Here is a 20,929-nt window from a genome sequence, read left to right on the forward strand (position 1 = left end):
TTTCTAGCTCTTTTTAGTGACTACTTTTTCAAAAATAGCTTCAGGATATGAAACAATTATACAAGGTTTTTTTCTAGAATTAATTCTGTTTAATACTTCAGAACGAAGTAATACGTTAGCATTATCTGTTTCTTCAATCTGATAAGGTCTTCTGTATGAACTAGGATAAAACAGTACATCTTTCTCACCTATTAGTTGTTCTAAATCATTTAATAAATAAGCAGCTTCTTCTTTTTCATTTGCTAATAATAAAAAAGTCTTGTCTGATTTTTCAAATAAGGCCTCTATAACAAAAGATAAAGAAGAGCCTAATAAGCCTTTAAGATGAATCTTGTTGTCACCCTTTAGTAAATGGGTTATTTGATTAATCTTAGATTGGTTGAAAAACAACTGTTTTATATAATCGGTATTCAAAATAATTATTTTATTTCTTCAAATGATGGGACTTCTTCTTTTTGTGGATTTTGAATATCAGGGGCAATTAAAGGTTCTGATTTTTTTCCACCTATTTGTTTAATCATATCTTCTTCACCTTCTTCCATTTGAATGTGGCTACGACGTACAATTTCTTCTATTTGATCATTAAAGGCATTTACTTCTAAATTTAAATCAGAAACTAATTTAATTACTCTTTTCTCAGGAATTTTGTCAATATTTAAGAACATATTTAGAGCTTTAACCTTTGTAATTATAGCAGAAAGTCTTACATTGATTTGAGGTTTTTCAAGCTTTAAAGGAATTGTATTAGATAAAATATCTACTTTCTGTACTAAATTCTTAGTCTTTAGTTTAAAAGCACTAAGAGAACTTTTAGGTTTCTGATTTAATTCATTAATAAATAAACGCCATTCATTCCAGTTTAGAGCGATGATTTCAGATTCAGGAGTTAATTTTCTTTCAGAAAAAGTCCAAGCTTTATCTAATGAATTAAAAATTAATTCTTTTTGTTTGATTGATTTTTGTATTTCGATAGAATTGTTTTCTTCTTCCTTTTTACAAGAAACAAGAAGTAAACTTAAGATTAAATTATAGAGAAAAAAAGATTTCATTTTTTAAATTTATAGATTACAAAAATACAACTTTTGTGTAATGCAAACTAAATGTATAGAAGATCTTAAAGCTACAAGCTCATAATTACGTATATTTGTCGAATAACTATTTATAAATGGACACGAAAATTTTGATCATTGGGGCTTGTGGACAAATAGGCACCGAACTTACACAAAAATTACGCCAACTTTATGGAGTAGAAAATGTAATTGCTTCTGATATTAGAAAATTGAATATAGATGTAGTAAATGACGGAATTTTTGAGGTTGTAAACGCATTAGATTACAATCAAATAGAATTTCTAATTGAAAAATATAAAATTACAGATGTTTATCTAATGGCAGCTTTACTTTCAGCTACTGCTGAAAAAAATCCTGCTTTTGCTTGGGACCTAAATATGAACTCTCTTTTTCATGTTCTAAATTTAGCAAAAGCTGGGAAAATTAAAAAAGTATATTGGCCATCTAGCATAGCGGTTTTTGGTCCTACTACTCCAAGAGAAAATACGCCTCAATATACAATTATGGAGCCTTCTACGGTTTACGGAATTAGTAAACAAACAGGTGAAAGATGGTGTGAGTATTATCACAAACAATATGGAGTGGATGTCCGTAGTTTACGTTATCCCGGATTAATTTCATGGAGTACTCCTCCAGGAGGAGGTACTACTGATTATGCAGTAGATATTTATCATAAAGCAATTACAGAAGGTAAGTTTACATCATTTTTATCAGAAAATTCAGGTTTACCCATGATGTATATGGATGATGCTATAAAAGCAACGATTAACATTATGCAGGCTCCCGCTGAAGATATTAAGATAAGATCCTCTTACAACTTAGGGGCTATGAGTTTTACTCCTGCTCAAATAGCGACTGAAATAAAAAAACATTACCCTGATTTTGCCATTGATTACGCTCCTGATTTTCGTCAACAAATTGCAGATAGTTGGCCTGCAAGTATAGATGATTCTTCTGCAAGACAAGATTGGAATTGGAAAAATGATTTTGATTTAGAATCAATGACGGTAGAAATGTTTAAACAATTAAAAGAAAATATTTATAAATAATTTATTTTTTGAATTTTTCAATTAAAGCGTCTTCTATAGGCGCTTTAATTTTTATAACCTCATTTGTATTCTCATTAGGTATTGTCATAGATAAGATATAGTGCTTAATTTTCCATTTTTTTCCTTCTTTAATAAGAATACCACTACCTCTACAAATTTTCATTTGAGTGTTAAGTAATTCATCAAACCAAGCTGTTTTTTTATCAGTAGATAAATAAATATTTCTATCTAACGCAAAAAAGTTCCATGCTTTACCTTTGTCAAAGTAAGGTTTTGCAAAATCCATAAAAGCCTTTTTGTTCCAATTTTCTGTAGCATCAGTACCGATAAAAAGGATTCCTCTGACATGGCGTCAAAATAAGTCTTAAATTTTGCTTCTGAGGCAGCTTTATGCCAGTTGTCTAGTAGCGCGTTAATTTCTGTATTTTCTTTTGTCTGAGCAAAAGAAAAAGAAGTTGTAAGAAAGAATAAAACAAAGGTTTTGTTCATACTACTTGTTTTTAAATGATATTTTAAATAGTAGGAAGGAAATTCCTTATTCAAATATATTAAAAGATTTAATTAAAATAAGAAGTTTAATGGGTGGATTGGTAATATAAAGTTATAGGGCTTAATTAAACTATAAAAAACACTTTACAACAAAACTAAAACCCTAAGATTCTCTAAAAAAATAAATATTTTTTAGAGAAAAAAACACTACAAATCAATGAGTTATATTTTAAATTGATTTTTTTTCAAAAAAAAACATTTTTTTTACTTGCAGATCTAAAAAACAGTCGTATATTTGCACTCACAAAACAGGAACACTGTTAGTAAGGTTTGGTAGTTCAGTTGGTTAGAATACATGCCTGTCACGCATGGGGTCGCGGGTTCGAGTCCCGTCCAGACCGCAAAAGCTCTTCTAAAGAAGAGCTTTTCTTTTTTTTACCATTTCTATATAATTCTAATTGCCTCGAAATAAATAAAGAATTCAATATTCAGTCTTTTCCAAATTTAACCTTTTGCCTTAAAAATCAGGACAAAAAGGATCGATACTAAAAGTTGTGGAGAATATCAAAATAGTGATTTTTGCATTTCTAAAATCAACATAAATGCAAGATTCTTTTATTGATCTTATCAAGATATTATTGCCCGAAATAATTGTCGACTATTTCGAACTAATCTCCTTTAAAAAAGGCGAAGAAATCCTTTATCTTTATCTACGTAAGATCAACTCAATTCCTAAGGAGTACAGTGATGCAAAGTTAAGTTCGAAAGGATTCTTCGAAGAAATAACGGTTCAAGATTTTCCTATACGAGGTCATAAAGTTTATCTTCATATCACCCGTAGAAGATGGCTTAACGAAGATACTAGACAAGTAGTTTTTAGAAACTGGGATTTAGTAGCCAACGGTACTCGAAGAACTAAGGAGTTCGCGGCTTTTTTAAAAGAAATCAATAGATTCTAAACCAAATGACTGTAATGCAATAGCTTCATTTTATGGGGTGAATAGCAGGAATTTACAATATCAATACTAAGGAATTTCTAAGTGAATTTAAATCGTGGAATCAATTAAAACGCGCAAAAGAGTGGTTGCTCTTTCCTGAAGACATAGGTAAATATTTGTCATTAGATGAAACCTCCCTTTCTAATGGAGAGCTTTATACAGTACTGACTAACAAAACGGCTAAAGGTAAGAAAGGAACAATAGTAGCGATGATAGCTGGTACCAAGGCAGAAACAGTTATAGAGATCATCAACAAAATACCGTTAAGAGCACGGAATTTAGTCTGTGAAATCACTCTAGATATGGCAGGAAATATGGGGTTGATTGCTAAGAGATGCTTTCCAAAGGCAACCCTTGTTACGGATCGCTTCCATGTTCAAAAGTTAGCTATAGAAGCATTGCAAGAAATCAGAATCAAATACGGTTGGCAAGCTATAGATCAAGAAAACGAAGCTATAGAGAAGTCGAAGATATGTAAAGAGAAATATCAACCAATAATATTGTCTAATGATGATACTTTCAAACAACTTTTAGCTCGAAGTCGTTATTTTTTGTATAAAAACAAATCGAAATGGTCGCAAAATCAAAAACAGCGAGCAACTATATTGTTTCAATATTATCCAGATATAGAAAAAGTATATAACCTTACCCAGGATTTACGTGAGATATTTAACAAAACAACTGATAAAGTTGTCGCTTATACCAAATTAGCTAAATGGCATGAAAAGGTAAATCAATCAGGTTTTAAGTCATTTAATATAATATCTAGAACAATCGAGAATCATTATCAAACCATATTAATTTATTTTGATAACAGAAGCACTAATGCTTCTGCAGAATCCTTTAACGCAAAAATAAAAGCATTTAGAGCGCAATTTAGAGGTGTGCGTAGTATAGAATTTTTCCTTTTTAGGCTAACTAAAATTTATGCGTAATTTGAGTTCCCCCACAACTTTTGGTATTGATTCTTTTAGTATTGATCCCTTTTTTAGGGTATAGGTTAGGTAAATTTAGGTGAAATAAAAAAGGCTTTACATTTATGTAAAGCCTTACTTGTATTTGCTCCCCCTCTTGGGCTCGAACCAAGGACCCTCTGATTAACAGTCAGATGCTCTAACCAACTGAGCTAAGGAGGAATAACCTCGTATATTGTTTTTTTAAAAAGGCATTACTGGTTTTTTAATGCTAAAAAAATTGCTCCCCCTCTTGGGCTCGAACCAAGGACCCTCTGATTAACAGTCAGATGCTCTAACCAACTGAGCTAAGGAGGAATAACCTCATGGGTTGTAAACTTTTACTAAAACTTGCTCCCCCTCTTGGGCTCGAACCAAGGACCCTCTGATTAACAGTCAGATGCTCTAACCAACTGAGCTAAGGAGGAATGTTATTGCCGTTTTAGCGAGTGCAAATATAAAACAGATTTTTAATTATACAAACACTTTTTACTCAAAAATTAAAAAAATTTTTGAGCAATTATTTCAAAAATATCTTTTCCAAATGTTAAAGCCATTAAACTCAGTAATATAACCATTCCTATGGTTTGAACAATTTCTGCAGCTTTATCATTTAATTTTTTTCCAGTAATCATTTCTGCTAGAGTAAAAATAGCATGTCCACCATCTAAACCAGGTATAGGAAGTAGGTTCATGAAAGCTAATCCAATAGAAAACATGGCTGTAAAGCCCCAAATAAATTCCCAATCCCATACGGTAGGTAACATTTTTGTTATTCCAATTGGGCTTTTTACTTTTTATAGGCACCTGTTTTAGGGGATAACAATAATTTGAATTCCTTTATTTTATATTTAATTTGGCTGTAAGACTCTTCAATTGCTTCTGGAACAGCTTGTATAAAACTAATTTGATTCGTTACTAAGTATTTTGCTTTTATTTCCTCTTCTGAAGGCATTTTGTTAGTGAATCCTAAATTTCCTTCAGGTGTTACTTGTGCTTCTAAAGTAATTGTTTTTCCTTGACGTAAAACCCCTAATTGAATTGTATGGTTTTTTTGTGTTTGAAGTGCATCTTTTAATTCATCAAAATAGTTTATTTTTTGACCATTGATTGATATAATTTGATCTGCTTTTTCCAATTTAGCTTTTTCAGCAGGAAGACCAGGAATGATAGAATCGACTACTACAGACTCTAATCGAGGTGTAATAAAATTCTTTCCTTCAGATGAAATGATTTCTCTTCTATGTGTATCATTTATTGGTAGATCTAGTTTTTGATTAGCTCTTTCTACAGTTACTTTATTTGCAAATAATACATCAATACTTGCTTTTCTTAAATTTTTATTTACATTTTCGCCGTCTATAGCAATTATTTTATCACCGTTTTTAAAACCAATCTTTTTACCAACTTCGTTGAAAGCTAACCCATTTTGTTGGATTTTGTTCATTGCAACATATTTTTGTCCATATGTCGTGAAAAGCATAATGTATATAAACCAAGCCAAAATAATATTAACAGTTACACCACCTAACATTACAATTAAGCGTTGCCAAGCTGGTTTTGAGCGAAATTCCCAAGGTTGAGCAGGTTGGGCCATTTGTTCTTTGTCCATGCTTTCATCCATCATTCCAGCAAGTTTTACATAACCTCCAATGGGTAACCATCCAATTCCCCATTCCGTATCACCTATTTTCTTTTTTAGTAAAGAGAACCAAGGATCCATAAATAAATAAAATTTCTCAACCCGTATTTTAAATAATTTAGCAGGTAAGTAATGACCAAACTCATGTAAAATAACGAGAACGGAAAGAATAAATAGAATTTGTGCGATTTGAATAAGTGTATCCATTTTTACTTTTTAGTGTTTCTATAAAAGCAAAAGTAAGACTTTCGTCTTACTTTTTTAAAAATATCTAATTGAGTCTTATTTTTTTAAGAATTTTTTATGAGCCTTACCTTCTGTAGTCTCTATTAATATTTGGTAAAGACCATTAGTAAGGTGATGAATACTGATTTCTTTTTGGTCAGTTTTTAATACTTCTTGACCTAAATGATTTAAAAATCTTACCTTTTGTAGTTCAGTTTTATCAGGTAATTGAATATATACTTGATCTTCGCTTGGGTTGGGAAATAAATTAATACTTGCAGATAATTCAAAATTTTCATTGGTTAAACTAGCTGTATTGCCTTTTGAAATAATATCCTTGTTAGGATCAAAGATAACATTTGTTATAGATGTACCTACAGGTAAGTCTATAGTGTAGAGTTGGTCATTAAAAGTATTGTTTAGTTTTAAATCTAAATAACTGCCATTATCTAATATTAATCTTACTGGTACAGGCATCTCAAAATAAGAAACATATCCAGTTTGTGTGCTATCCGTAATAGATTGTGTTTGTTGAATTTTTACTTTGGCTTGATTTAGTCCTGAATTATAAGCGTTAATAGTGTAAATAGGATATCCTTCATTGTATACCCAATCATTAAAAAATTCTTGAAGGCTACTACCATGAACTGCTTCTAGGTGTGTTTGGAATTGAGGTGTTAAGGCATATTTATACGCTAATACAGGATCGTTTAAATAATTACGTAACGCTTGAAAAAAGTTAGTGTCTCCCATAATGTAACGTAACATATGAGCAACCATAGAACCTTTATTGTATGTTATGCGACTGCTGAAAATTCTGTTTGTATTTGCTAGTTGAAAATCGTATAAATATAAATTACCCGCTATTGCTGAAGTAATACTGTTAATTTTTGAGTATTTCCAATTGTTAAAACTTGTACTACCATCTAGATTTTCAATTACACAACCTGACATATACTCAGTTAATCCTTCATTTAACCATATGTCTTTCCAAGAACCACAAGTTACTTTATCACCAAACCATTGGTGAGCCATTTCATGGGCTATTAAAGATCGATCCATAATGCCATTATTTGCTGTCATAAATGAAACAGTAGTATGTTCCATTCCTCCACCCCAACTAAATTCCGCATGACCATATTTTTCGTTTCGAAATGGATATTTTCCAATAATTGATTCGTAAAAATTTATAATAGTTGGAGTAGGAGCTAAACTAGGGATCATAGTGTCACTTGTTTCAGGGTAAATGTAATTAGTGATAGGAAAATAAGGATTTTCTGTAGTGCCTAATCCTCCCTGTTGATTATATACTTGGTAATTTGAAACAGCTATAGCAACTAAATAAGCAGGTATGGGATATGAATGTTTAAAATGTGTGATTGTATTTGAACCCAAAATTGTTTGAGATTGTTCTATACCATTAGAAATACTTTTGTACTGTGAAGGAGCTGTTATGTAAATATCTATACCATTATCTATTTTATCATTTAGATCTTGCTTACATGGCCACCAATCGCGAGCACCATAAGGTTCAGAAAGAGTCCATAAAATAGGTGATTTGTTACCATGAGTAGTTATTTTAAAAGAATCAAATCCGCTATTGGCTGGTGTACCGGAGTATGAAATTTCTACAGTTGCATTAGTTCCATTTATAATAGTAGAAGGACAATTTATTATCAACTCGTAATTAGAATTTTGAATAAAAGTAGTGTTTGTGTTATTGACTTTTACTGAGCTAACAAGGAGAGAATTAGTTAATTCAAAAGTTACAGTGTCCAGGTTACTTAATGCTATGAAATTAGTTGTTACCTTTCCTGTAATGGCAAGAAGAGTAGGATTAACTGTAAATTCAAGTTTATGATAGGTAATGTCGTAATTTTGAGTATTAGAATTTACCTTGAAATTTATTTTTTTTGCGGCAGATTTCATTTCTGATACCGCTATTTTTTTCTGTATAGGGCTCCTCATTATTTTGAGAAAAACCTAAAGTAGATAATAGCAAAAAAAGATAAGCTACTTTTTTCATTTGATAGTATTTAGCGGACAAATTTACATAAAAATCAGTCCGCTAAACACCAAATAGAAAAATCTTAATTAAGTCTATTTTTTACAAATTTGTAAAAAAATCATTTCCTTTATCATCTGTAATAATAAAAGCAGGAAAATCTTTTATTTCAATTTTTCTAACAGCTTCCATTCCTAGTTCTTCAAAATCAACTACTTCTACGGAAAGGATATTTTCTTTTGCTAAAATTGCGGCAGGACCACCTATTGAACCTAAATAGAAACCTCCATATTTATGACACGCATTCATAACGTCTTTGCTTCGGTTACCTTTTGCTAACATGATCATACTACCTCCAGCAGCTTGAAATTCATCTACATACACATCCATACGGCCCGCTGTAGTAGGACCAAAACTACCTGACGGCATTCCTTGTGGGGTTTTAGCAGGACCTGCATAATATATTGGATGGTTTTTAAAATATTCAGGCATAGGATTACCTGTATCTAATAACTCTTTGATTTTAGCGTGTGCAATATCACGGGCCACGATTAAGGTACCATTTAATTTTAGACGTGTTTTGATCGGATACTTAGATAGTTCAGCTAATACCTCTTTCATTGGGCGATTTAAATCTATTGTTACAGGTTCTTCTAAATGAGGAGCTGTATCAGGTAAGAAACGTTTTGGATTTGTTTCTAATTGTTCTAAGAAGATTCCCTCTTTGGTTATTTTACCCTTAATGTTTCGATCTGCTGAACATGATACTCCCATTCCAACAGGGCAGGAAGCGGCATGGCGAGGTAAGCGAATCACACGTACATCGTGCGCGAGGTATTTACCACCAAATTGAGCGCCAATTGCACTTTCTTGACAAATTTTATGAATTTTTGCTTCCCATTCTAAATCACGGAAAGCTTGACCTGACATATTACCTGATGTAGGTAAGTTATCATAATAACCTGCAGATGCTTTTTTAACAGCTGCTAAATTAGCTTCTGCAGATGTTCCTCCAATAACAATTGCTAGGTGATAAGGAGGACATGCGGCTGTTCCTAAATCCATAATTTTTTCCCGGATGAATTCATCCATTGATTTCTCATTTAAAAGGGATTTAGTTTTCTGATATAAAAAGGTTTTATTTGCAGAACCACCGCCTTTTGCTAGAAATAAAAATTCATATGAGTTGCCTTTTTTTGCATAAATGTCAATTTGTGCAGGTAGGTTAGAACCTGAATTTTTTTCCTCAAACATTGAGATTGGTACAATTTGAGAATAACGTAGGTTTTTATTTTGATAAGTATTAAAAATACCTTTTGATAACCATTCAGCATCATCAGCCCCTGTGTAAATATTTTCTCCTTTTTTAGCCATTACAATAGCTGTTCCTGTATCTTGACAAGATGGTAATTCACCATCCACTGCAACAACAGCATTTTGTAATAAATTATAAGCTACAAAGCGATCATTATCTGTCGCTTCTGGATCATCAATTATATTACGAAGTTTTTCTAAATGAGAAGAACGAAGCATAAATGAAACATCTTTCATCGCTTCTTCTGCTAATAATTCTAATCCTTTAGGATCTATATTAAGAATTTCACGATCTCCTAATTGTTCTACTTTTACATAATCAGAAGTTAATTTTTTATATTGTGTATCATCTTTTAAAATAGGATACGGATCTTGGTATAAAAAGTCCATTTTGTATGTGTTTTTGTTGGGTAAATATACTAATTTCTATAAAAACAGCCGACAAAACGTCAGCTGTGGATTTATTTTTGCGTTACTATTTTTTTTTACTTCGTCTGATTGTCCGTAAAGCATTTTTTCTAATAGCGGTTTTAATGATTCTGGAAAAGAAGTCCACGGATTCGTACCAAGGTATAGTTCTTTTAATGATGTGATTTGATTTAATTCTTCCGGTAGTGTTCGTAATTGATTTTCATCTAAATCTAGATAGGATATAGAAGTACATTTACCTATTGAACTAGGTATTTTTTTAATCATATTCTTTTCTAAATTCAAATAGTTTAGTTTAGGTAAATTGCCTATTTCTTCTGGTAATATCGTTATTTTGTTTTGATTTAGGTTAAGTGTTGTAAGATTTGTAAGAAAACCTATTTCAATAGGACACATTTCTAGTTTATTTTTCTCTGCATTTAATATTTTTAAATTCTTTAAGTTCTCTATGCCTAGAAAAAAATTTTTAATAGTATTACAGGAAAAATTCAACTCAGTAAGATTAATCATGCCTGCCATTTCTACAGGTAGATCAGAAATTTTATTACCACTGATATCTAATTTTTTTAGTTTATTTAGTTTCGCAACGGATGGGGAAACATATTCCATTTTGTTCTTATTCAATTCTAGTTTTTCTAAACAAGCTAATTTGCATATTTCTATAGGAAAGCGTTGAATTAAGTTATTAGTTAAATAAATCTCTTTTAGCTTGGTTAAATTTGTTATTTCAATAGGTAGAGAAACAATAAAATTGTTTTTTAAATACAGCTTTTCTACATTTATAAAATTACCAATTTCAGGAGGGATTTTGGTCATTTGTTTATTAGATAAATCTAATATTTTAACTGTTGCAGGATTTTCACAAAATAAGTCATTTTCAACGCGTTGATTACTTTGTGCGTTTGTTAAGGCACTGAAAATTAGGAGTAAATAAAATACTCCGTTTAATCTTTTGGTCATAGTTTATAATTTGGGGGTAGGTGAATTTACTGTTTTTTTTCGTCAGTACATAAAAATTCTATATCTTTTAATAATTTTTCTACTTCTTCTTTTTTAGTGCCATCATAAAAGCCTCTTACTCGTTTTTTTGATCTATTAAAACAAAGTTTTCAGTGTGTACCATATCATATAGTTCTTCAGGTTTTCCGGTTTTTACTGCTAGATAGGACTTTCTGGCTATGTAATAAATATCCTTTTTATTACCTGTAACTAGATTCCATTTACCACTGATAGCACCTTTTTCTAATGCGTATTTTTTTAAAACAGGTACACTATCTATATCTGGAGTTACTGAATGAGAAAGAAGCATAACTTTTGGATTATTTTTAATTTGATCCTGTAACCAAGACATATTATTAGTCATTAAAGGACAGATTGTCTTACAACTAGTAAAAAAGAAATCAGCCACATATACCTTACCTTCATAATCTTTTTGAGTAACAATTCTTCCGTCTTGATTAGTAAAAGAAAAATCAGAAATCAGATGTTTGTTTGCAATATGTTGTACTGTCGTGTCTACTAGTTCTGGATTAACCATTGAAGGGGTGTAGATTGGTAATGTCTTTTTAGGTTTTAAGGCCATATAAAAAAGAGAAATACACACCACAGAAATTACACTCAATGTAATTAAAAAAATACGATACTTTTTTATTCTTTCAATCATAACTAAACTTTATACAAAGGTATAAATCCTATATTGAGCAGCAAATACTAATTCTTTCTTAATTTAATTTTCTAAAACTTTAGAAATAGTATTTTTGACAATCCTTATGTAACTTTTTTATAATAAAGGATACTAACCATCATTAAAATATAGAAGAAAACAAAAATATGAGAAGAACTGTATGGAGTGTTATGGCACTATTATCATTAACTTCGATAAGTACTGTAGCACAAGAAAAACCAGGAATCAACCTGAATTACATGGACAAAAAAGTAAAACCAGGTGATGATTTCTTTCGCTATGTAAATGGAACTTGGTATGATAAAACAGAAATTCCAGCAGATAAAACCCGTTGGGGTAGTTTTGATGAATTACGTTTTAATACAGATAAAGATGTTTTAGCTATTCTTAAAGAAGCAGTGTCTAAAAATTTAGATATAAAATCAGATCAAGGAAAGGCCGTAAACGTGTATAAAACGTATATGGATACGATTACAAGAAATAAAAGAGGTATTAAACCTTTAGAACCTTATTTAGAAAAAATTAATAAAATTAAAAATGTACAAGATTTAAATAAATTAATAACGGAACTAACACCTGAAGGAGGAATAGGATTTTATAATGCAGGAGTTGGGCCTGATGCTAAAGATTCTAATAAAAACGTAGTTTATATCAGTCTTGGTAGTTTAGGCTTACCAGATCGTGATTACTATATTTCTGATGATAAAGATTCTAAAGAAAAACGTGAAAAATATGTTCTGCATGTAGCACGTATGCTACAGTTTTTAGGAGAAAAACCAGAATTAGCTAAGCAAAATGCAGAAAAAATATTAGCCTTAGAAATAGAAATGGCTAGACCTAGATTAGATAGAGTACAGCGCCGTGATAGAAGAAATACCTATAATCCAATGAGTGTTGCAGATTTACAAAAATTGGCACCATCTGTAAATTGGAATGCTTACTTACAAGGTATTGGGCTTGGTAAAATAGACCAAGTGATTGTTTCACAGCCTAAATATATGGAAGCTTTAGAAACCATTTTTAAAGCTAATAAAATTGAAGATTGGAAAGCATATTTACGTTGGATTTTACTTGATGAATCATCAAATGAATTGACTACTGAAATTGAAAAAGCTAATTGGGATTTTTATAGTAAAACTTTGCAAGGAGCTCTTAAACAAAGGCCACGAGAAGAAAGAGCTTTACAAGTAGTAAATGCCACTGTAGGGGAAGCATTAGGTAAATTATATGTTGAAAAAAGTTCCCTGCAGAAGCAAAAGCAAAAGCAAAAGCCATGATTGAAAATGTGTTTTTAGCTTTTGAAAATCGTATTAATAAACTTCCTTGGATGACTCCAGAAACACGTAAAGGAGCTATAGAAAAATTACGAAAATCAACTATAAAAATAGGATATCCTGATAAATGGAAAGATTATTCTAAATTAGAAATTGTAGCAAAAGAAGCGGGAGGAAACTATTTTGAAAACATGAAAAATGTAGCAAAATGGGCTTATCAAGAAGATGTGGACAAACTAAATAAACCAGTTGATAAAACAGAATGGGGTATGTCACCACAAACAGTTAACGCATATTTTAACCCTACTTATAACGAAATTGTATTTCCAGCTGCAATTTTACAACCTCCATTTTATGATTACAAAGCAGATGAAGCTGTAAATTATGGAGGAATTGGAGCTGTAATAGGACATGAAATTTCTCATGGATTTGATGATTCAGGTTCTCGTTATGATGCTGATGGTAACTTAAAAAATTGGTGGACAGATGAAGATCTAAAACAATTTACAGGTCTTGGAAACGCGTTAGCTTCACAATATAGTGCATTACAGCCACTACCTGGTATTTTTGTTGATGGTAAATTTACTCTAGGTGAAAATATTGGTGATTTAGGTGGAGTTAATGCGGCTTACGACGGCTTACAATTATTCTTAAGTAAGAACGGTAGACCAGTGGCTATTGATGGTTTTACGCCAGAACAGCGTTTCTTTATTTCATGGGGAACAATATGGCGTTCTAAAATGAGAGATGAAGCAATTAAAAATCAGGTAAAAACAGACCCGCATTCTCCAGGTATGTACCGTGCTTATGTACCGCTTACTAACGTAGATGCTTTCTACCAAGCTTTTAATATAAAAGAAGGAGATAAACTTTTCGTTAAACCTGAGAATAGAATTAAGATTTGGTAATCTAAATAATAGTTTAATCAAATTCTAAACCCTTGAAGTAATCATACCTTCAAGGGTTTTTTTATATAGATCTGAAGTGTTAAAATAAATACAATATTGTGAAGTACTTTGATTCTTATTTATTTTTATTATAAATTGCTCAAATAAAATGGTACATTTGTAGGTTAGAAAAATATAAATGATGATAGAAATCAAGAACATTTCGCGCTCTAGAGCGCAAGAGTCGTCGGCGGCTATCGAACGACTGTACATTACTATGAGACATTTGTTTAATAGAGGTTTTTATAAGCCAATGGGTGTTTCAGGTGATACTTTAAGAGAAGCTTTATTAGAGCTTCGCCCAGAAATTTATGGTTCCATTGCAGAGGAAAAGGTAGAATTAAACGGTTTGTTGTACGTAATTGAACGTTTGCCAGTAGGAATTGAAGAATGTCGTTATATTAACCTAACTTCTGATGAAGGTTACTCTAATTCACATTTTCAACCAATTGTTCCTCCTAAACGTCGTAGAAACTGCTACAGAATAGATGATGAACAAATGAATGTAGAAATCACACGTGGTCGTTCAGATATTTATGATATTTTAACACACTTAACATTTATTTTTATTGAATCACATAAAATTAAAGACCGTGTATTAATTGATGATGAAGGAAAAGTTTCACGTGATTGGCAAAAACTAGAACAAGCAGCACTACAAACAAAAAAACTAACTTTAGTAGAACGAGAAAAAGCTATTTCACATGCGGCTAATGTCTTAGGGAGAACTTTTGCTGAAGTAAATAGTATCTATGATGCTTTTGGAAACGCATCGCAACCTGATCGTTTCTTGCATGTAATTTATTGGTTAGGAAAATTAGCAATAGAAGAAGTCGTAGATAATAACAAACGTACCATAACTTTTAGTCCTATTTTACGAGAACGTTTAGGACATCATATTTATGGAGATATTTGGGCCACTAATATTAAAAAAACATTAGCAGATAATAATTTATTAGAAAGACCTATTCATATTATTAGTGCCAATATGCATAGCGTTATGAATTCAGTTTTTGCTCCCTACGTTTTAGCTTCTAAATATAAAGGAAAAGGAGAGTATCAAATTTATGAAGATCTATCAGCTTCTAATAGTAAAGAACTACGTAAGAAAGTAGAAGATTTTGCTCTACAAAACGGTATGATCTCAATGCCCGATACTTCAGGAACGAATATTGACGTTCAGATCTTTGATACAGCTAAATTTGACTGGAAGAAAACAGCTTTTCCTTCAGCTAATATCAATGGAGAATCTCCAGTATTGATTGTTATGGATTATGCCTTCGGGGAACAAGCCTTTGAAACAATTGACGAGTTATTGAAACCATATAAAACAGAAAAAGGAAAAGTATTCTTAAATGTAGAATCTGTTTCTATTATGGGTAAAGCAGGTATTCTTGAAGGAGGTAAAGGAGATATTATGATTCCTAATTCCCATGTTAATGAAGGTACAGCAGATAATTATCCTTTTGAAAATGAATTAACAAAAGAATTATTTGAAGGAAATGACATTCCTGTTTATGAAGGACCAATGATAACTGTTTTAGGAACATCTTTACAAAATAGAGATTTGCTAAAATTCTTTCATGAGTCTACATGGGCAGCTATAGGCTTAGAAATGGAAGGCGCTTATTATCAAAAAGCTATTCAATCAGCTTCAAAAATACGTAAAAGTATTAATCCAGATGTAAAAGTACGTTATGCGTATTACGCATCAGATAATCCTTTAGAGACAGGAAGTACATTAGCTTCAGGAGGATTAGGAACTACAGGTGTAAAACCTACCTATTTAATTACAATAAAAATTTTAGAGCAAATATTTAATTAAAATATAACATTTCCTCTTACTTACATTCTATACTAACAATGATTAATGGAATTTAAAATCATTTGTAAAAATTTAAAATCACTTCATATTTTAAATTTATGATTTCCATTAAAAGACTTTAAATAAACCAAAAGTGCTACAATATGTATTTCTTATTGTACATATTGTGGCGCGCAAATAAATCAAATATTAATAAATTAAAAACAAGCCATTTATATTGAGCTGTTTTTATAATTCACAACAATTATGAAACAAACAATTTTTCTATTTTTTCTGTTTGCATTAGGGATTAATGCGCAGACCACTGATTTTGATAAAATTTTAGATAATATTAAAAGTGAATATACTCAAAATCCAAATAAAAAGAGCATTGATGATATCCGAAAGAATCTAAAAGTAGATGGTTCGTTTAATGGTATCGATTACACAATTAAAGATAAAGATTTAAGAAGTCACTTGAGTAAAATGTCTCAATTAGCTCAAGCTTATTCAAATCCAAATAATACATATTATAAAGATCAAACAGTTTATAATGATTATATTAAGGCTATTACATTCTGGATTAACGAGAATCATACACCTTCTAATTGGTGGTATAGGCATATTGCATATCCAAAGGAAATGAATAAAGGTCTTGTTTTTTTAATTGAAGAAATTAAAACTAAAAATCCAAGTCTTTATAGAAATATTATTACCTACCAAGAATGGGCTTATTTACAAAAAGACCATATGGAGGGAGCTAATGGAGCGGATAAAATTATAGGAGCATTTGTTGCAGCAGTAGCAGAAAAAGATACAAATTTATTAAAAGAATTTAGTGATCTAATGAAAGTGCTAACATCTGTTCAAGATGGAGGAGAAGGAATTGAAAAAGACTTTGGTTTTTATAGCCATAGTGGTAATGGTAGACAAATATACACTTTTGGATATGGAAAAGAATATTTAAAGTCAGTACTTGATTACTTCCTATTTACAAAAGGAACACAGTATAATGTTCAGACTTTAGTTAATTTAGAAAAAATGATAATTGATCATGCCCAATATCTTTTTCATGAAGGAAATTACGACCCAAATCCAACAGGAAGATACAATAATACTTTTGAGTATATGAATGAATTAAAAAACATTGTTACTAAAATGGTTTCTTTAAATACAGTTAATAAATCAGCATTACAAGAAGCATATGATAGAATTTCGGGACAGAAAAAAGATTTGGAAGGTAATAAAATGTTCTGGAGAGGAGATTATATGGCACATAAAAGAACAAATTTCTTATCTACAGTGCGAATGACTTCAACTAGAACAGTAGGTGCTGAAGCAGGTAATGGTTCAGGTAATTATAATTACTATGCAGGTGCTGGTGTTAATTATACAATTCATACAGGAAACGAGTATAATGGAACTTATTTTTCTAAATTTAATTCAAAACAATTTCCAGGAACAACAGTTGAGCAAAACGCAGTAACATTACCTGTGCCTAATTGGGGAAAAGACGGTAAAAATAATAATGATTTTGCAGGAGGAGTGTCTGACGGAACGAACGGAGCATCAGCTATGATCTATGATAAGCAAGGAATAACCGCTAATAAATCATGGTTTTTTATAGGAAATGTAGTACTTGCATTAGGTTCCGAAATATCTCAAAATAATGGTACATCAGATGTTTATACAACGCTTAATCAAACAAATTTAGAAGCTTCTAAAGTATCATATTTTCAAAACAATAATCGTTTTCAAATAAACGCTAATATGAATATGGTAAATAATGCTAATACAGTTGTTTTATCTTCTGGCATTGGTTATGTACCTTTTGATAGTAATTCATATACTGTTTCTACTCAAAATGATCTTTTTAAAATGTATATAAATCATGGAGTTAACCCAACTAAATCAAGCTATGCTTATTTATTAATGCCAAATGTAACTGATGCTACTATTTTAAATGAAGTGACAAAAGCAAAAAATAATTTAAGAATTGAAGCTCAAAATGAATCTTGTCATGCGGTATATGATTCTGTAACTTCTCAATATTATATTGCTTTTTTTAAACCATATACTTTAAATTTGTCAACTGGATTAGTTGTTAAAGTGGATAATCCATGTATGATAATAATAAATAACAATAATAGTAAATTTTATGTTTCAAATCCATATGGTGAAAAAGCAAATTTTCAAAATATAAGATTATCTATTACCAAAAATTCAAGATCTTTGTTTGATAATTCTATTCAAATTATCAAAACAAATGAAAGTGGTAAAACTTTTGAATATAGTTATTCAACTCTTGGTGTAATACAAGCAAGATTAGATAACGGTTTATCTTCAGAAGAAAATGTTAATATTGCTAGATTAGAAGGAAAACTAAAAATAGAATCAAAAGAAGAGATTAAAAATATAGAATTATATGATATTAACGGTAGATTAATATTCATAAAAAGAATATTAATGATCGCCAAGTATCTATAGATGTAACAGGTAAAGAAGGAATTCTTATATTAAAAATTAACGAAAATAAAACAATAAAGATATTCTAATAATGAATTTTATAGAGACCAAACTAAAAGGGTGTTTTGTATTAGAACCTAAAGTTATTCATGATGAACGAGGTTATTTCATGGAAAGTTTTAATCAAAATACTTTTAATAAAGGAATCGGGGCAGAAGTAAATTTTGTACAAGACAACCAATCTTATTCTTCAAAAGGGGTTTTGAGAGGTTTACATTATCAATGTGGAGAATATGCTCAGGCTAAATTAGTACGAGTGTTGGAAGGAGAGGTATTAGATGTAGCGGTAGATTTACGTCCAGATTCTGATACGTATGGTCAATATTATAGTATTTTATTAACAGCTGAAAATAAAAAACAGTTTTATATTCCAAGAGGATTTGCTCATGGTTTTATTGTATTGAGTCACACGGCTACCTTTTTTTATAAATGTGATAATTTTTATAATAAAGATAGTGAAGGAGGACTTATTTATAATGATCGAACATTAGCAATTGATTGGGGGATGCCTGAAACAGATTTAATTATATCTGAAAAAGATAAAATATTACCAACCTTAGAAAATGCCCGAAAAGTATGGTAGTTTTAGTAACAGGAGCTTCAGGTCAACTAGGACAATCATTACAATTTATTGCATCTCAGTATTCTGAGATGCAATTTGTTTTTGCTAGTTCACAAGACCTTGATATTACAAATGAAGATCAAGTAATGGCTTTTTTTGATAATAATAAAATTGATTTTTGTATTAATACAGCTGCTTATACAGCTGTAGATAAGGCTGAGTCAGATCAAGAAAAAGCATATTTAGTTAATGTTATTGGTCCTAAAAATCTAGCTATTGCTTGCGAAAAAAAGAAAGCAGTGTTAGTTCATGTTTCTACTGATTTTGTTTTTGATGGCTTACATGAAGAACCGTATCTTGAAACAGATCAGACCCATCCACTAGGAGTATATGGTCAAACAAAATTAGAAGGAGAAAATGAAGTGAGAACTAATTGTACCAAGCATTTTATAATAAGAACGTCTTGGGTATATTCTCAGTTTGGAAATAATTTTATGAAAACTATGCTTCGATTAGCTCAAGATCGAGATGAATTGAATATTGTTGCAGATCAAATTGGAACGCCAACAAATGCAGTAGATTTAGCACATGTAATTTTAAAGATTTTAAATCAAGAATTTTCAATAGATAATTTAGAATTATTTGGTATTTATCATTTTAGTAATGAAGGAGTGTGTTCTTGGTTTGATTTTGCAAAGGAGATTTTCCGGTTAAATTCAATCTCTATAAGATTAAACCCAATATCAACAGAGTCTTATCCAACACCAGCTAAGAGACCTAAATACAGTGTATTGAATAAATCAAAAATTAGAACTAATTTTAAAATTGCTATTAAAGATTGGAAGGAAGCATTAGCACAAACAAAAATACAATGAAAAGAATTCTTATAACTGGAGCTGCAGGATTTTTAGGTTCTCATTTATGTGATCGTTTTATTAAAGAGGGTTACCATGTTATTGGTATGGATAATTTAATTACAGGTGATTTAAAAAATATTCAACATTTATTTAAACTTGAAACTTTTGATTTTTACCATCATGATGTTTCAAAGTTTGTACATATTCCTGGTGAATTAGATTATATTCTTCATTTTGCTTCACCAGCTTCGCCAATTGATTATTTAAAAATACCTATACAAACCTTAAAAGTAGGATCTTTAGGTACTCACAATTTATTAGGTTTAGCTAGAGTAAAAAAGGCCCGTATATTAATTGCTTCAACTTCTGAAGTCTATGGTGATCCACTGATTCATCCTCAAACGGAAGATTATTTTGGTAATGTGAACACAATAGGGCCTAGAGGAGTATATGATGAAGCGAAACGTTTTCAAGAATCTATTACTATGGCATACCATCGGTTTCATGGTTTAGAAACACGCATTGTACGTATATTTAATACCTATGGTCCTAGAATGCGTCTTAATGATGGTCGTGTTATTCCTGCTTTTATTGGTCAAGCACTTAGAGGTGAAGATTTGACTATCTTTGGTGATGGAGGTCAAACACGTTCCTTTTGTTATGTAGATGATCAGGTTGAAGGAATCTATCGCCTATTGTTGTCGGATTACCCTTATCCTGTAAATATTGGAAATTCTGATGAAATAACAATCAAAGATTTTGCAGAGGAAATTATTAAATTGACAGGTACAGATCAAAAAATTATATACAAACCTCTTCCTGAAAATGATCCTTTACAACGTCAACCTGATACAACTAAGGCAAAGGAAATTTTAGGATGGGAAGCTAAGGTACCTCGTAGTGAAGGAATGAAATTAACATATGAGTATTTTAGATCACTACCGAAGGAAGAATTACTAAAAGAAGAACATAAAGATTTTAAAGATTATATTCGTTAATTAAATGGCAGTAGGTAGATATTCTAAATACATACGACCTATTTCTTATATGATAGACTTTCTATTGATTGTCTGGCTACTGCTATTATTATTTCCTATCCCT

General features: G+C 30.8%; 15 protein-coding genes, 4 tRNA genes and 3 pseudogenes. 10 read left to right on the plus strand and 12 right to left on the minus strand.

What is annotated here, in order from left to right:
• Positions 1-3 precede the first annotated feature (3 nt).
• Together JJC03_RS19115 and JJC03_RS05670 are read right to left on the minus strand one after the other, a co-directional pair.
• Entirely contained in the window at positions 4-414 is a 411-nt protein-coding gene (locus JJC03_RS19115; protein ID WP_374226246.1) for a hypothetical protein, read from the minus strand.
• A 5-nt stretch (positions 415-419) separates the two neighbouring features.
• Positions 420-1,049 carry a hypothetical protein gene (locus JJC03_RS05670; protein WP_088400869.1) on the minus strand — a complete coding sequence of 210 codons (630 nt, stop codon included), beginning with the start codon at positions 1,047-1,049 and terminating at the stop codon, positions 420-422.
• Positions 1,050-1,165: 116 nt separating this feature from the next.
• Between JJC03_RS05670 and JJC03_RS05675 the strand changes: the two genes are divergently transcribed.
• Positions 1,166-2,119, plus strand: a complete 954-nt coding sequence (locus JJC03_RS05675; protein ID WP_103715427.1) for an NAD-dependent epimerase/dehydratase family protein — start codon at positions 1,166-1,168, stop codon at positions 2,117-2,119.
• A 1-nt stretch (position 2,120) separates the two neighbouring features.
• On the opposite strand, the pseudogene JJC03_RS05680 reads toward JJC03_RS05675, so the two are convergent.
• Positions 2,121-2,608 (minus strand): annotated as a pseudogene (locus JJC03_RS05680) (nuclear transport factor 2 family protein).
• A gap of 327 nt (positions 2,609-2,935) precedes the next feature.
• Here JJC03_RS05680 and JJC03_RS05685 point away from each other — a divergent pair.
• The 3 genes from JJC03_RS05685 to JJC03_RS05695 all read left to right on the plus strand — a co-directional run bounded on the left by JJC03_RS05685 (position 2,936) and on the right by JJC03_RS05695 (position 4,541).
• Positions 2,936-3,009, plus strand: a tRNA-Asp gene (locus JJC03_RS05685).
• A gap of 201 nt (positions 3,010-3,210) precedes the next feature.
• The gene (locus JJC03_RS05690; RefSeq protein ID WP_235874160.1) at positions 3,211-3,567 is read left to right on the plus strand and encodes an ISAon1 family transposase N-terminal region protein; all 357 of its coding nucleotides are present in this window, start codon (positions 3,211-3,213) and stop codon (positions 3,565-3,567) included.
• Between the two features lie 125 nt (positions 3,568-3,692).
• Entirely contained in the window at positions 3,693-4,541 is an 849-nt protein-coding gene (locus tag JJC03_RS05695; RefSeq protein WP_258932370.1) for an ISAon1 family transposase, read from the plus strand.
• Between the two features lie 127 nt (positions 4,542-4,668).
• Here JJC03_RS05695 and JJC03_RS05700 read toward each other — a convergent pair.
• The 9 genes and pseudogenes from JJC03_RS05700 to JJC03_RS05735 form a co-directional block, all read right to left on the minus strand.
• A tRNA-Asn gene (locus JJC03_RS05700) sits at positions 4,669-4,742 on the minus strand.
• Between the two features lie 61 nt (positions 4,743-4,803).
• Positions 4,804-4,877: transfer RNA gene (locus tag JJC03_RS05705), tRNA-Asn, on the minus strand.
• Positions 4,878-4,913: 36 nt separating this feature from the next.
• Positions 4,914-4,987, minus strand: a tRNA-Asn gene (locus JJC03_RS05710).
• A gap of 72 nt (positions 4,988-5,059) precedes the next feature.
• Positions 5,060-5,326: a site-2 protease family protein gene (locus JJC03_RS18685; RefSeq protein WP_309597757.1), complete on the minus strand. Its 267-nt coding sequence runs from the start codon at positions 5,324-5,326 to the stop codon at positions 5,060-5,062.
• Between the two features lie 23 nt (positions 5,327-5,349).
• Positions 5,350-6,408, minus strand: a complete 1,059-nt coding sequence (locus JJC03_RS05715; protein ID WP_309597758.1) for a M50 family metallopeptidase — start codon at positions 6,406-6,408, stop codon at positions 5,350-5,352.
• Positions 6,409-6,483: 75 nt separating this feature from the next.
• A complete protein-coding gene (locus JJC03_RS05720; RefSeq protein ID WP_258932372.1) occupies positions 6,484-8,355 on the minus strand; it encodes a M1 family metallopeptidase in 1,872 nt (623 codons plus the stop codon).
• Positions 8,356-8,533: 178 nt separating this feature from the next.
• On the minus strand, positions 8,534-10,135 hold the full coding sequence (locus tag JJC03_RS05725) for a fumarate hydratase (protein ID WP_088398413.1): 1,602 nt from the start codon (positions 10,133-10,135) through the stop codon (positions 8,534-8,536).
• A 36-nt stretch (positions 10,136-10,171) separates the two neighbouring features.
• Positions 10,172-11,134: a leucine-rich repeat domain-containing protein gene (locus JJC03_RS05730; protein ID WP_235874161.1), complete on the minus strand. Its 963-nt coding sequence runs from the start codon at positions 11,132-11,134 to the stop codon at positions 10,172-10,174.
• 26 nt (positions 11,135-11,160) lie between these two features.
• Positions 11,161-11,837 (minus strand): annotated as a pseudogene (locus JJC03_RS05735) (SCO family protein).
• 191 nt (positions 11,838-12,028) lie between these two features.
• Between JJC03_RS05735 and JJC03_RS05740 the strand changes: the two are divergent.
• The 6 genes and pseudogenes from JJC03_RS05740 (at position 12,029) to JJC03_RS05765 (ending at position 20,826) form a co-directional block, all read left to right on the plus strand.
• Positions 12,029-14,040 (plus strand): annotated as a pseudogene (locus tag JJC03_RS05740) (M13 family metallopeptidase).
• Positions 14,041-14,221: 181 nt separating this feature from the next.
• Positions 14,222-15,904: a DUF6909 family protein gene (locus JJC03_RS05745; RefSeq protein WP_088398419.1), complete on the plus strand. Its 1,683-nt coding sequence runs from the start codon at positions 14,222-14,224 to the stop codon at positions 15,902-15,904.
• Between the two features lie 246 nt (positions 15,905-16,150).
• Positions 16,151-18,370, plus strand: coding sequence for a polysaccharide lyase family 8 super-sandwich domain-containing protein (locus JJC03_RS05750; protein WP_235874162.1), 2,220 nt, complete (start codon positions 16,151-16,153; stop codon positions 18,368-18,370).
• Positions 18,371-18,440: 70 nt separating this feature from the next.
• Entirely contained in the window at positions 18,441-18,992 is a 552-nt protein-coding gene (gene rfbC / locus JJC03_RS05755) for a dTDP-4-dehydrorhamnose 3,5-epimerase (RefSeq protein WP_088398409.1), read from the plus strand.
• Positions 18,986-19,846 (plus strand): dTDP-4-dehydrorhamnose reductase, encoded by an 861-nt coding sequence (rfbD, locus tag JJC03_RS05760; RefSeq protein ID WP_235874163.1) that lies wholly within the window; start codon positions 18,986-18,988, stop codon positions 19,844-19,846. The genes rfbC and rfbD overlap by 7 nt, the downstream gene beginning before the upstream one ends.
• Complete coding sequence (locus JJC03_RS05765; RefSeq protein WP_088398407.1) at positions 19,843-20,826, plus strand: UDP-glucuronic acid decarboxylase family protein; 984 nt, start codon at positions 19,843-19,845, stop codon at positions 20,824-20,826. Before rfbD ends, JJC03_RS05765 begins: the two co-directional genes overlap by 4 nt.
• The last annotated feature ends 103 nt before the right edge of the window (positions 20,827-20,929 follow it).

The organism is Flavobacterium oreochromis (genome assembly GCF_019565455.1).
Classification (GTDB): domain Bacteria; phylum Bacteroidota; class Bacteroidia; order Flavobacteriales; family Flavobacteriaceae; genus Flavobacterium; species Flavobacterium oreochromis.